General features: G+C 67.7%; 11 protein-coding genes and 2 pseudogenes. 7 read left to right on the top strand and 6 right to left on the bottom strand.

Annotated features, from left to right (window positions below; all coding sequences use genetic code 11):
* The first annotated feature begins 91 nt into the window (after positions 1 to 91).
* A complete protein-coding gene (gene rutR, locus PSK12I2_RS0121705) occupies positions 92 to 778 on the top strand; it encodes an HTH-type transcriptional regulator RutR (RefSeq protein WP_027600049.1) in 687 nt (228 codons plus the stop codon).
* Here the strand turns inward: rutR and PSK12I2_RS0121700 are convergent.
* Entirely contained in the window at positions 775 to 1,680 is a 906-nt protein-coding gene (locus tag PSK12I2_RS0121700) for an alpha/beta fold hydrolase (RefSeq protein ID WP_027600048.1), read from the bottom strand. The genes rutR and PSK12I2_RS0121700 overlap by 4 nt on opposite strands.
* Positions 1,681 to 1,807: 127 nt before the next feature.
* Between PSK12I2_RS0121700 and PSK12I2_RS0121695 the strand changes: the two genes are divergently transcribed.
* Positions 1,808 to 2,272 (top strand): N-acetyltransferase, encoded by a 465-nt coding sequence (locus PSK12I2_RS0121695; RefSeq protein ID WP_027600047.1) that lies wholly within the window; start codon positions 1,808 to 1,810, stop codon positions 2,270 to 2,272.
* Here PSK12I2_RS0121695 and PSK12I2_RS25665 read toward each other — a convergent pair.
* The 5 genes and pseudogenes from PSK12I2_RS25665 to eat all read right to left on the bottom strand — a co-directional run.
* A pseudogene (locus PSK12I2_RS25665) lies at positions 2,253 to 2,849 on the bottom strand (methyl-accepting chemotaxis protein); the annotation flags it as partial. The gene PSK12I2_RS0121695 and the pseudogene PSK12I2_RS25665 sit on opposite strands and share 20 nt — an antisense overlap.
* A gap of 522 nt (positions 2,850 to 3,371) precedes the next feature.
* Positions 3,372 to 4,157, bottom strand: a pseudogene (locus tag PSK12I2_RS25660) (cache domain-containing protein); the annotation flags it as partial.
* Between the two features lie 202 nt (positions 4,158 to 4,359).
* Positions 4,360 to 5,175 carry an ethanolamine ammonia-lyase subunit EutC gene (eutC, locus tag PSK12I2_RS0121685; protein ID WP_027600045.1) on the bottom strand — a complete coding sequence of 272 codons (816 nt, stop codon included), beginning with the start codon at positions 5,173 to 5,175 and terminating at the stop codon, positions 4,360 to 4,362.
* A 102-nt stretch (positions 5,176 to 5,277) separates the two neighbouring features.
* Positions 5,278 to 6,669, bottom strand: a complete 1,392-nt coding sequence (locus tag PSK12I2_RS0121680; protein ID WP_027600044.1) for an ethanolamine ammonia-lyase subunit EutB — start codon at positions 6,667 to 6,669, stop codon at positions 5,278 to 5,280.
* 167 nt (positions 6,670 to 6,836) lie between these two features.
* Entirely contained in the window at positions 6,837 to 8,201 is a 1,365-nt protein-coding gene (eat, locus tag PSK12I2_RS0121675; RefSeq protein WP_027600043.1) for an ethanolamine permease, read from the bottom strand.
* 339 nt (positions 8,202 to 8,540) lie between these two features.
* Here eat and PSK12I2_RS0121670 point away from each other — a divergent pair, with 339 nt between their 5' ends.
* The 5 genes from PSK12I2_RS0121670 (at position 8,541) to PSK12I2_RS0121650 (ending at position 12,705) form a co-directional block, all read left to right on the top strand.
* Positions 8,541 to 9,584, top strand: coding sequence for an AraC family transcriptional regulator (locus PSK12I2_RS0121670; protein WP_027600042.1), 1,044 nt, complete (start codon positions 8,541 to 8,543; stop codon positions 9,582 to 9,584).
* A 1,042-nt stretch (positions 9,585 to 10,626) separates the two neighbouring features.
* Positions 10,627 to 11,466, top strand: coding sequence for an urease accessory protein UreD (locus PSK12I2_RS0121665; protein WP_027600041.1), 840 nt, complete (start codon positions 10,627 to 10,629; stop codon positions 11,464 to 11,466).
* Positions 11,467 to 11,580: 114 nt separating this feature from the next.
* Entirely contained in the window at positions 11,581 to 11,883 is a 303-nt protein-coding gene (ureA, locus tag PSK12I2_RS0121660; RefSeq protein WP_007162996.1) for an urease subunit gamma, read from the top strand.
* A 10-nt stretch (positions 11,884 to 11,893) separates the two neighbouring features.
* On the top strand, positions 11,894 to 12,403 hold the full coding sequence (locus PSK12I2_RS0121655; RefSeq protein WP_027600040.1) for a GNAT family N-acetyltransferase: 510 nt from the start codon (positions 11,894 to 11,896) through the stop codon (positions 12,401 to 12,403).
* The gene (locus tag PSK12I2_RS0121650) at positions 12,400 to 12,705 is read left to right on the top strand and encodes an urease subunit beta (RefSeq protein WP_007162998.1); all 306 of its coding nucleotides are present in this window, start codon (positions 12,400 to 12,402) and stop codon (positions 12,703 to 12,705) included. Before PSK12I2_RS0121655 ends, PSK12I2_RS0121650 begins: the two co-directional genes overlap by 4 nt.
* Positions 12,706 to 12,710: the final 5 nt, after the last annotated feature.

Here is a 12,710-nt window from a genome sequence, read left to right as displayed (position 1 = left end):
CGATGATTCGTCACCAGGACGGTGCGAAGCTCAACGACCGCGCCTGCAGCCGGCCCGCGTCAGATGTCCAAGAAGGCCCAAGGAGCAGTTCGTGAGTCAGGCCAGTGATCTTCCGCCACGCAAGTCCCGCCAACCCAGCCCTGCCGCCCAGCAACGCCGGCAGCGCCAGATAGAAGCCAAGCGCGCCCAGATCCTCAGCGCGGCGCTCGATATCTTTTCCCGCTTCGGTCTGCACGGCGCCAGTCTGGATCAGGTGGCGCTGCAGGCGGACGTCTCCAAGACCAACCTGCTCTACTATTTCAGCAACAAGGAAGAGCTCTATGTCGCCGTGCTGCGTCAGCTGCTGGCGACCTGGCTGAATCCCCTGCGCACCTTCAGCGAAGAGCAAGAACCCCTCGACGCCCTGCGCGGCTATCTGCGCCAGAAGCTGGAGATGTCCCGCGACTATCCCGCCGAGTCCCGGCTGTTCTGCCTGGAGATGGTCCAGGGCGCACCGCTGCTGCTGCCCGAATTGCAGGGCAGCCTGCACGACCTGATGGACGAGAAGACCCGGGTGATCCGCACCTGGATCGCCGCCGGCAAGCTGGCCCCGGTGGATCCGCACCACCTGATCTTCAGCATCTGGGCCATCACCCAGCACTATGCGGATTTCCGGGTGCAGGTGCAGACCCTGTGCGGCCGCTCGCTGAAGGATCCGCTGTTCTTCGACGAGGTCCTGCAGGGCCTGGAGACGCTGATCATCGACGGGCTCAGGCCCCGCGCCGGCGGCCCGGCCTAGGCCGCCAGGAAGAACTCGGCGAACAACTCGCTCAGCCTCGGCCAGAGCGGTGCCGGCAGGTCATGGGCCATGTCCGGTATCAGCTCGAAGCGGGCGCCGGGAATGGCCCGCGCCACGGCGCGACCACAGGCCGGACGCAGCAAGGGATCCCGCGCGCCGTGCACCACCAGGGTCGGCGCCTGGATGCGGCGGGCGAAGGGCCGCAGATCGCCGCTGCCGAGCAGGGCGAGCAACTGCCGCTGCACCCCATCCACATCCACCCCGCGCGCCAGGATACGCTGCACCAGTCGTTCCAGATCGGCCTCGCTCTGGCGATACCTCGGACTCTCGATACCGCGCAGCAGGGCCTTCTGCCGGGCGAGCGCCGCCTCCGCCGGCAGATCGGCCGGCGGCCGCAGCAGCAGGCTGCCCAGCAGCTTGAACGAGGGTGGCGGCAACAGCGGCTGATTGGTCGACGAGAACAGGATGCCCAGCCGCGCGACCCGCTGAGGCCATTGAGCGGCGAGGATCTGGGCGATCATGCCGCCCATGGAGCCGCCCAGTACGAAGGCGCGTTCCAGCCCCAGGTGATCGAGCAGCCCGACCGCATCGGCGGCCATGGCTTCCAGGCGATAGGGCACCGCGCTGGGCTTGCCCAGTTGCGCCCGCCCCAGCACCGGCCACAGTGAAGGCGGCCGTCCACCCGGCCAGCTCAGCCGCGAGGACTGGCCGACGTCGCGATTGTCGAAACGGATCACCCGCAGGCCCCGGCGCACCAGGGCCTCGCAGAAGCCTTCCGGCCAGAGCAGCAACTGGGCGCCAAAGCCCATGATCAGCAGCAGCGCCGGATCGGCGGGATCGCCCCAGTCCTCATAGGCCAGTTCGAGGGCGCCGACCCGGGCGCGACCTTCACGTATGTCCATGGCTCCCTCGCGAAATGGCTAAAGGGCCATGCTACCCCAAGGTCGTACCCGCGAAAGCGGCAGAACCGGGCGGTCACGCAGCGCTGCTGCGCTATGCTCGGACAGACCTCTTCCAGAGACCTTCGCCATGTCCGCAGCGCCCCTGGTTTACCACCTGACCGACGAAGCACGCGAAGACCTGCGCCAGGCCATCGCGGCGCCGCTGAGGCGCTACAACGACAGCCAGGCGGGCCCGAGCGGTTACCGGGCCCTGGTCATCAGCCTGACCCGCGGCGGCGACGCCCTCGGCGGCCTCTGGGGCTACACCAGCTATGGCTGGCTCTATGTGCAGTTGCTGGCGGTGGAGGAAGCCGCCCGCGGCCAGGGCGCCGGCCGCGAGTTGCTGTTGCGCGCCGAGGCCGAAGCCCTGGCCCGCGGCTGCCACGGCGCCTGGCTCGACACCCACGAATTCCAGGCCCGCGGCTTCTACGAACGCCTGGGCTACGAGGTATTCGGCGAACTGGCGGACTATCCGCCGGGCTTTGCGCGCTACTTCCTGCGCAAGGCCCTGGTCCCGACGCCCGCCGTCGGCACTAGCGCTGGCCCTGACTGAGGGCGCTGAGGCGGGTCGAGAGTCCCTGCATCTCCTGGCCAAGCTGACGCAGGGCACCGGCGTCGCGGGCGCCCTCCTCGCTCGCCGCATGGATACGCACCGCCAGTTCATTGATTTCCTGGGTCACGTGGCTCTGCTCCTGGGCGGCCACGGCGATCTGCTGAGCGCGCTCGACGATGCCATCGAAGCTGTCGACGGTCCCGCTCAGGGTGCCGGCCACGACGGTCGCCTCTCGGACGGCGACTTCGGTACGCTGCACCCCGGCCTGCATGGTGGCCACGGCGGCGCTCGACGCCTGGCGCAGGCTGGCGATCATCCCCTGGATTTCGTTGGCGGACACCTGGGTCCGCCCGGCCAGCGTGCGCACCTCGTCGGCGACCACGGCGAAGCCGCGTCCCTGTTCACCTGCCCGGGCCGCCTCGATGGCGGCGTTGAGGGCCAGCAGGTTGGTCTGTTCGGAGATCGACTTGATCACGTCCAGCACGCCGCCGACCCGCTCGATGTCCTCGCCCAGACGGGTGATGGCGGTGGCAGCGCCACCGATCTCCTGGGCCAGCCCCTGCATGGAGTCGGTGTTGCGCGCCATCTGGCTCTGGCCGGTGTGCACCGTGCCGAGCGAAGCGCGGGCCACGTCCGAGCAGTCGGTGGTGTTGCGCGCCACCTCGCCGGCGCTGGCCGACATCTCGGTGATGGCCGTCGCCAGCAGGGTGTTGTCTTCGCGCTGCTTTTCCGCCCGATCGGCCAGGCCATGGGAGAGTTGCGCCAGCTCGGTCGCCTGGCCCTGCAGCAGCGAGGCGTCAGCGGCGATCCGGCGGAGCATCTCGCGCAGCGAGCCAGCGTAGCGATTGACCGCGCCGCGCAAGCGGCCGATTTCGTCGGCACGCCGGATGTCCAGTTCGCTCGCGTTGGCACCGTCCTGGCCCAGGCGCTCGATCTGCAGGGTGGTCTCTTCCAGCTGGGCCAGCAGGCGCCGGCCGGCGAGCCAGGCTATGCCCAGCAGCAGCGCCAGGAGCGGCAACAGCAACAGCAACATCTGGCTGGTCAGGCGCGTGGCCAGGCCGGTGACCTGAGCTTCGGGCGTGACCAGACCGACCTGCCAGCCGGTCGCATCCATTGGCACCAGGGTGACGTAAGCGGCGCCATCGAGCTGGCGGTCATGAGTGAGGTACAGGGTGCGGTTGCCCGCCTGGCCGAGGGCATCCGCCACCGCCTTGAACGAGGCCTCACCCGCGATCACGTCGTTCAGCGTCGGCAGGCCCTTGGCACCCTTGATCCCAGGGAAATAGAGCAGATTGCCACTGCGATCGACGGCGAAGGCATAGCCACCGGTCACGCCACCCTGACGTTCGAGGAAGGCGGCGAGGCCATCGAGCTTGAGGTCCAGCGTCGCCACGCCGGCGAAGGCGTTCTGTTGGCGATAGGGCACGCTGCAGGTGGTCATGGCGACCTGGCTGACCGGGTCCTGGTAGGCGTCGGACCAGACGCACCGCCCTGCCACGGCCGACTTGGCATCGCGATACCAGGATTCTTCGCGATAGGCCGAGGTCTGGGGCGCATTGTAGTCGTCCGAGTACTCCAGACCGCCGGCGCCGTTGCGAGCCCAGAAGAAGCTGCGGCGGTCGACCCCCGGGGTGAAGGCGGCGGGTTCCGGCCAGAGGCCGCCGCCGGCGATAGCCTGGTCGCCGTGGCTGTCGATGAGCCTTGGCAGGACGGCCTTCACCAGGCCTTCGTCATGGGGCAGCGTCTCGCCCAGATCCGCCAGGGCCACGCTGGTCCCTTCGATACGCGCCAGCTGCAGGGCGAGTTGCCGTGCGATGGCGGTGGCCGACTGTTCGGCCGCGGCCGTCCCGGCGGCCACCAGTTGCGGTTTACCACCAAAGGCCATCACGGCGTAGACGCCGATGGCGGTGAGCCCCAGCAGGCAAAGCACGCCCAGGGTCATGCGCCCGGCGATGCGGGTGGGTATCAGAGTCATACGGCGGCTCCAGAAGGTTGCCAGGGGGAATGGCCAGTATTACGGCCGGGACGGCGGTCAATTGAGCGAAGCGATACCCCCGCGCGGGATACCGCCGATGAACGGCGGGCAATCAGCCCGCGGTGAGGAAGTTGCCGATCCGGGCGTTGTCCTGCGCACCTTCCAGCAGCGGCACCTCGGCTTCGTCCTTGAGTTGCACGCCGGAGAGTTTGCGGCGATCCGCTTCGCGCATCAGGTAGAGCAGCTTGTGCGCCGCCAGGCCATAGGCCAGGCCCTCCAGGCGCACGTTGGAGATGCAGTTGCGATAGGCGTCGTTGAGGCCCGGGCGCGGGCCGTAGGTGAAGTAGAGGCCGAGGCTGTCGGGCGAACTCAGACCGGGGCGCTCGCCGATCAGCATCACCAGCAGACGCGCCTTGAGCAGCCCGCCGATCTCGTCGCCCACCGCTACCCGCCCCTGCTCCACCAGGGTCACCGGCGCCCAGCGCCAACCCTCGGCCCCGGCCTGATCGGCCAGGCGTTCGAGGAACGGCAGCGCATGGCGATGCACCGCCAGGGCCGAGAGGCCGTCGGCGATGACCACGGCGACGTCGAAGCCCTCGGGATGCTCGGCGGCATAGGCCTGTAACTCATGCGCGGATTCCTCGGACAGCTTGCGGCCCAGGTCGGGACGTTGCAGATAGGTATGGCGATCCGGCGCGGCGCTCTTGAGCACCAGGGTCTCGCGCCCCTGGGCAGCCAGGCCTTCGCGCAAGGCCTGATGATCGAAAGCCAGGTGCACCGCATCGCGGGCCTGGGCATGGGCGGCCTGGAAGTCCAGCTGGGCCGACGTCGGCAGGCTGGTGCCGGCACGGCCCAGGGCGATGCGCGCCGGGGTGAGGCGACGCAATTCGGCCCAGGGGTCGGGGCGGGCGGTGTCGTTGGGGTTCATGAGCGACTCCTGAACGATTCGGTATCTAAGCTATCGCGGCCATGGGCCGCTCCTACGGGTACAGAGGGAGTTTGTAGGAGCGGCCCATGGCCGCGATCCTCCCTACAACTGCGCCAGCGCCCGCTGGAATGGCGCTGGCAAGCCTTCGCCGAGGCGGAAGCGGCCGTCCTCCAGCCGCAGGATGCCCAGCCGGTCGAGCCAGGCGGCGAATTCCGGTGCCGGCTGCAGGCCCAGCACCTGGCGGGCATAGAGGGCGTCGTGAAAGGAGGTGGTCTGGTAGTTGAGCATCACGTCGTCCGACCCCGGGATGCCCATGATGAAGTTGATGCCTGCCGCGCCCAGCAGGGTCAGCAGCATGTCCATGTCGTCCTGGTCGGCCTCGGCATGGTTGGTGTAGCAGATGTCGCAGCCCATTGGCACGCCGAGCAGCTTGCCGCAGAAGTGATCCTCCAGCCCGGCGCGGATGATCTGCTTGCCATTGTAGAGGTACTCCGGGCCGATGAAGCCGACCACGGTGTTGACCAGCAGCGGCTTGAATTGCCGCGCCACGGCGTAGGCGCGCACCTCGCAGGTCTGCTGGTCGACGCCGTGGTGGGCCCCGGCCGACAGGGCGCTGCCCTGCCCCGTCTCGAAATACATGAGGTTGTCGCCCAGGGTGCCGCGGCGTTGCGACAGTCCGGCCTCGTAGCCTTCCTGCAACAGTGCCAGGCTGATGCCGAAGCTTTCGTTGGCGCCCTGGGTGCCGGCGATGGACTGGAACACCAGGTCCACCGGCGCGCCGCGCTCGATGGCGGCGATGCTGGTGGTGACGTGGGTCAGCACGCAGGACTGGGTGGGTATTTCGTAGCGCTGGATCACGGCGTCGAGCATCTTCAGCAGTTCGCAGATGCCGCTGGTGCTGTCGGTGGCCGGATTGATGCCGATCACCGCATCGCCGTTGCCATAGAGCAGGCCGTCGAGGACGCTGGCGGCGATGCCGGCCGGATCGTCGGTGGGGTGATTGGGCTGCAGCCGGGTCGACAGCCGTCCACGCAGGCCGATGGTGTTGCGAAAGCGGGTCACCACCCGGACCTTCTGCGCCACCAGGATCAGGTCCTGGATGCGCATGATCTTGGACACCGCGGCGACCATCTCCGGGGTCAGCCCCGGGGCCAGGGCGGCAAGACTCGTCTCGTCGGCCGCCGGCCCCAGCAGCCAGTCGCGGAAGCCGCCCACGGTGTGGTGGGCGACCGGGGCGAAGGCCTGGGCATCGTGGCTATCCAGGATCAGCCGGGTGACCTCGTCGGCTTCGTAGGGGATCACCGCCTCGCTGAGAAAGTGCTTGAGCGGCACCTCGGCCAGCGCCATCTGCGCCGCCACCCGCTCCACGTCGCTGCTGGCGGCGACCCCGGCCAGGACATCCCCGGATCGCGCCGGGGTGGCCTTGGCCAGCAGTTCCTTGAGATCGGCGAAGCGCCAGGTCTGGCCACCCACGCTGTGCTGGAAACCGCTCATGCTACCTCCTCGGGTTGCGCTGCGCAGAGCCTGTTCAAAGGCTCGCGAGCTAGAGACAAACAAGGCGAAAAATGGCTGAGGAAGCGGAGTTTACGAGTGGTAAATGAGCATTCCGAAGCCATTTTCAACGCCGTTTGGCCGACGCGCAGCAGACTTTCAACAGGCTCTCAGGCCTCGCCAAAGGCAGCGTCAGGAGCGATGTCGCTCTGTCTACGGCTGAGACCGCAGACCAACGCGCCTATCACCATCAGCACCACGAAGACGCTGGCGATCACGGGGTTGTACCAGACCATGGCGATCAGGCAGACCACCGCCAGCACCAGGGCGATGGCCGGCACCACCGGATAGCCGGGGGCGCGGAAGGTGCGCTCCAGGTTGGGCTCGCTGCGCCGCAGTTTGAACAGGCTGAGCATGCTCATGATGTACATGACGATGGCGCCGAACACGCTCATGGTGATCATGGCGGCGGTCAGGGTCAGGCCCTGCAGGCTGATCACACCGTCGCTGAAGATGGCGGCGATGCCCACCACGCCACCGGCCAGCACCGCGCGGTGCGGGGTCTGGAAGCGCGACAGCTTGGCCAGGCCATGGGGCAGGAAGCCGGCGCGGGCCAGGGCGAAGAACTGCCGGGAATAGCCGAGGATGATGCCGTGGAAGCTGGCCACCAGGCCGAACAGGCCGATGCCCACCAGCAGGTGCAGCCACATCGAGCCCTCGCCCACCACGCCCTTCATGGCCTGGGGCAGCGGGTCGTTGATGTTGGACAGGGCGCGCCAGTCACCCACGCCGCCGGCAAAGATCATCACGCCGATGGCCAGGGTCACCAGGGTGAGGATGCCGGCGATGTAGGCCTTGGGAATGGTCCGCTTGGGGTCCTTGGCTTCCTCGGCGGCCATGGCCGCGCCCTCGATGGCGAGAAAGAACCAGATGGCGAAGGGAATGGCGGCGAACATGCCGCCCACCGCGGCCAGGGAGAACTGGTCCTGCCCGGCCCAGCCGCCGCTGGTGAAGTTGGTCAGGCTGAAGCCCGGCGCCACCACCCCCATGAAGATCAGCAGCTCGATCACCGCCAGCACCGTGACCACCAGCTCGAAGGTAGCGGCGATGCTCACCCCGAGGATGTTCAGGGTCATGAAGATGAAATAGGCCGCCACCGCGCAGAGCTTGGGATCGAGGGTGGGAAACTGCACGTTGAGGTAGGCGCCGATGGCCATGGCGATGGCCGGCGGGGCGAAGACGAACTCGATCAGGGTGGCGATGCCGGCGATGGTGCCGCCCATGGGGCCGAAGGCGCGCCGGCTGTAAGCGAAGGGTCCGCCGGCGTGGGGAATGGCGGTGGTGAGCTCGGTGAAGCTGAAGATGAAGCAGGTATACATCACCGCCACCACCAGCGCGGTGATCAGAAAGCCCAGGGTCCCGGCGACGCCCCAGCCGTAGCTCCAGCCAAAGTATTCCCCGGAGATCACCAGCCCCACGGCGATGCCCCAGAGGTGCAGGGTGCCGAGGGTCGGCTTGAGTTTCTCGTTGGTCATGACAGGCCACTCCCCTTGTAGCGACGTGATCCGAATGGGTCACCGCGATCCCGCGATGCCCGGCTTTTTCGAGCTTAAACAGCTCGGGGCCGTGGCGACTTGACCGCTTGGCACGGTCGCTGTGACCTCGGGTCAAGTCGACGTTACTCCTCTTCCCAGGGTGCTACCCGAGACCGCACCACCCTGGTGCGATGCCCGACCGCCCGCCCCGCGATGAGGCACACCAAGACGCCCAATAGCGTGAAGCCCTCGGCGTTCCAGCCCCGATGGAGGACCGCTTTCCACCTCGGGGCACAGCCTTTGCTTCATTCATGCCGATCCCCTCCCTGGACCCGCACCATGCCCCTGGCCGCCTCCGGCTTCGCCGCCCTGACCTCACCGTCGCGCAATCTCGGCGTGCTCTCCGCCGCCGCCAGCGGACTGGATGCCGTCATCACCAGCCACGGTGGCGATGTCGATCGCATCTTCGGCACTGCCGGCATCGACCCCGAACAGCTGCAGCACCCCACCCTGAGCCTGGGGTTGGGCAACTACTGCCGGGTCCTGGAGGAAGCCGCCGCCCAGTCCGGCTGCGACAATTTCGGCCTGCACTACGGCGGCCAATTCAAACCGCAGATGCTCGGCCTGCTGGGCTACGTGGGGCTCTGCTCGCCCACCGCCGAAGCGGCCCTGCAGAACTTCGCCGCCGCCTTTCCCTTTCACCAGCACAGCACCCTGATCCAGCTGGTGGACGCCGGTGACTGCTGGCGCTTCGACTACCAGGTGCGCCACGGCGCCATCGTCGCCCGCCGCCAGGATGCCGAGCTGACCCTGGGCATGCTGCTCAACCTCTTGCGCCATGTGCTCGGGCCCACCTGGGCGCCGCGCGCGGTGCAGTTCGAACACCCGCGCCCCGAGGGTTGGCACGAGCACCGCCGGCTGTTCGACGCGCCAGTCAGCTTCGGCCAGCCCTGCAATGCCATGCTGGTGCCCAAGGCCGACCTGCGCGGCCGCGCCATGCCCGACCACGATCCGCTGCTCCTCTTGGTGGTGCAGGACGCCATCCGCCAGCTCGGCCAGCGCCTGCCACAGATGGAACTGCTGGAAGAGGTCCGCGCCTCGGTGCGCCTGGCGCTGCCCCTGGGCGAGCCCAGCCTGGAGTCCATCGCCCAGCGCCTGGACCTTTCCACCAGCCAGCTGCAACGCCGCCTGCGCGACCAGGGCGCGAGTTTCTCGGCGCTGGTCGAGGGCGTCCGCCGCGACCTGGCGCAGCACTACCTGCGGCAGCGCCTGCCGGTCACCGACCTGGCGCCGCTGCTGGGCTATTCGGAGACCAGCGCCTTTTCGCGGGCGTTTCGGCGGTGGTTTCAGGTAAGTCCGCGGCAGTGGCGGCAGCTTTCTTAAAATGGGGTGGGGAAAAGAGCCACGAACGCCGGCTGACGTAGGTTGGCGCTGAGCGTAGCGAAGCCCAACAAGGTGGGGTTGCGGCTCTGTGTTATGGGTGCCATAGCTGTTTATCTAGCTTTGCTGGTACTTCTTGTTTCGCCCCCTCGGGCGAGTCACTTTTGCCAATCGCCGCAAAAGTAACCAAAAACGCTTGCCCCACCATCCGGCCTTTCGCTTCGCTCCAGGTCCGCTCACGCCAGCGCCGCTCCGGGGTCGGCCTACACGGGCCGTCCATGGCCCGTTAGGCCTCTCGCCGCATCCCTGCGACTCGACCCACTCCACGACACTGGCGTTCGCCCTCCTGAACGGGGCGATTCGCCAGCCTGAAAATATTGGTTGAACAGCCACAAAAGCCCGTAGCCCGTAGCCCGTAGCCCGTAGCCCGTAGCCCGTAGCGTGGACAACGGCGAAGCCTTGTCCACTGATGGCTTAGGTGCCCACCAGTGGAAAACGCTATGCGGTTTTCCACGCTACAGATCCTGTGAACACCCAGGCATCAGGCTGGCGCCCCGCCCCGTCAGTGAGGCCGAGTGCAGGTGTCGCGGAGGGGGATGCGAGGCAGGACGCCGAGCAAGGCGCGAGGGGCAGGAGGCCCCTTCGTGCCGTGCCCCCGGAGCGGCACCGGAGTGAGGGGACCTGGAGCGAAGCGGAGGGCCGAAACGTGGGGCAAGCGTTTTTGGTTACTTTTTGGCGACTGCAAAAAGTAACTCGCCCTGGTGGGCGAAACAAAACCATCAACAGACCTCGATAAGCAGCTAGAGCACTGGTAAACCGAGGCATCACGGCCAACCTCCGCAACGTTGGGCTTCGCTCCACTCAGCGCCAACCTACCGAAGCGGTGAAGGTGATGCGCCCGAGCGGGCGAAACAAAAACCATCAAAGCACTCGGTAATCAGCCAAACACCCCCACCATACCTAGCCGAAAGCCAACCTCTGCCCACTCGGTCAGATTCTTGCAAGGCGCTCCCCAAACAGCCCCAACCAGAACAACGACCACCCGATGACCTCTGCCCTGCCCCCTGCCCTCTTCACCCCCGCCTGGCTGGCGCGTCTGGAGCTGGCCTATGCCCGCCAGGGCGACTGGACCCGGCCGACCACCCGCCGCCACCTCGGCCCCTTGCGGGTGCAGAAACACCTGCACGCCGAAGGCCCCGAGGTCTGCCAGCACATCGTCGTGCATCCCCCGGGAGGCATCGCCGGGGGGGATCGGCTGGACATCGACGTCAGCGTCGGCGAAAACGCCTGGGCTCAGCTCACCAGTCCCGGCGCAGCCAAGTGGTATCGCGCCGACAGCGCCGCCCACCAGCAGGTCGAGCTGCGCGTCGCCACCGGTGCCACCCTGGAATGGCTGCCCCAGGAGACCATCGTCTTCGCCGGTGCCCAGGCCCACCTCGCTACCCGCATCGAGCTGGAGGGCGATGCCCGCCTCTGCTACTGGGACATCGTCGCCCTGGGTCGTCCGGCCAGCGCCGAGCGCTTCACCGACGGCCTGTTTCAGGCCCATCTGGACATCCGTCGCGACGGCACCCCGCTGTGGCACGAGCGCCAGCGCCTGGTCGGCGCGAATCGCCTGCTGGACTCGCCCATCGGCCTCGCCGGTCAGCCGGTGTTCGCTACCCTGCTGCTCACCGGCACCCTGGACGCCGACACCCTGGAGCGCTGCCGCGAACTCGACCTGCCGGTGCGCGGCGACCTGACCCAACTGCCGGGCCTGGTGGTCGCTCGCTGCCTGGCCGCCGAGTCGCTGCAGGCCCGCGCCTGGCTGATCGCGGTCTGGCGCCTGCTGCGCCCCGCCCTGCTCGGCCGTATCGCCGTCCCGCCGCGAATCTGGAGTACCTGATATCTTCGTGATCGCGGCCATGGGCCGCTCCTACATGGAAGCGCAGAATTGTAGGCGCGGCCCACGGCCGCGATGATCGACCTTCCCTGACCGAACCTGCCAACCGGAACACCCATGGACCTGACGCCCCGCGAGAAAGACAAACTGCTCATCTTCACCGCCGGCCTGGTGGCCGAACGCCGCTTGGCGCGTGGGGTGAAGCTCAACTACCCGGAAGCCATGGCGCTGATCTCCGCCGCCCTGCTCGAAGGTGCCCGTGACGGTCGCACCGTGGCCGAGCTGATGCACTACGGCACCACCCTGCTGACCCGCGACCAGGTGATGGAAGGCGTCCCGGAGATGATCCCGGAGATCCAGGTGGAAGCCACCTTTCCCGATGGCACCAAGCTGGTCACCGTCCACCAGCCGATCGCCTAGGGAGTCCGCCATGAGTCTGATCGTCCGCGACGCCACCCCTGCCGACCTGCCGGCCGTGCTGCACATCTACAACGACGCCGTCAGCAACACCACGGCGATCTGGAACGAGACCCCGGTGGACCTGGCCAACCGCCAGGCCTGGTTCGACCTGCGCGCCACCCAGGGCTACCCCATCCTGGTCGCCGAGAACGCCGAAGGCACGGTGGTGGGCTATGCCTCCTTTGGTGACTGGCGCCCCTTCGAAGGCTTTCGCCACACCGTCGAGCACTCCGTTTATATCCATCCCGACCAGCGCGGTCAGGGCATCGGTCCGCGGCTGATGACGGTGCTCATCGAACGCGCCCGCGCCTGCGACAAGCACGTGATGGTGGCCGCCATCGAGAGCGGCAACCAGGCCTCCATCCGCCTGCACGAGCGACTGGGCTTTATCACCACCGGGCAGATGCCCCAGGTCGGCACCAAGTTCGGTCGCTGGCTCGACCTCACCTTCATGCAACTGATGCTGGAGCAGCGCCCATGATCCCCGGCGAATACCAGATCCAGGACGGCGACATCGAACTCAACGCCGGCCGCCGCACCCTCAGCCTGACCGTCGCCAACAGCGGCGACCGGCCGATCCAGGTGGGCTCCCACTACCACTTCCACGAAACCAACGACGCCCTGGTGTTCGACCGCGCTCTGGCGCGCGGCATGCGCCTCAACATCGCCGCCGGCACCGCCGTGCGCTTCGAGCCGGGCCAGAGTCGCGAGGTGGAACTGGTCGAGCTGGCGGGCCTGCGTACCGTCTACGGCTTCGCCGGGCGGGTGATGGGGAAGTTGTAGCGGCA

Origin of the sequence: Pseudomonas sp. MOIL14HWK12:I2, from assembly GCF_000510745.1 — a bacterium.
Lineage (GTDB): Bacteria > Pseudomonadota > Gammaproteobacteria > Pseudomonadales > Pseudomonadaceae > Chryseomonas > Chryseomonas oryzihabitans.
Note: the sequence above shows the minus strand (reverse complement) of the source record. Positions and strands in the feature narration are given on the sequence as shown.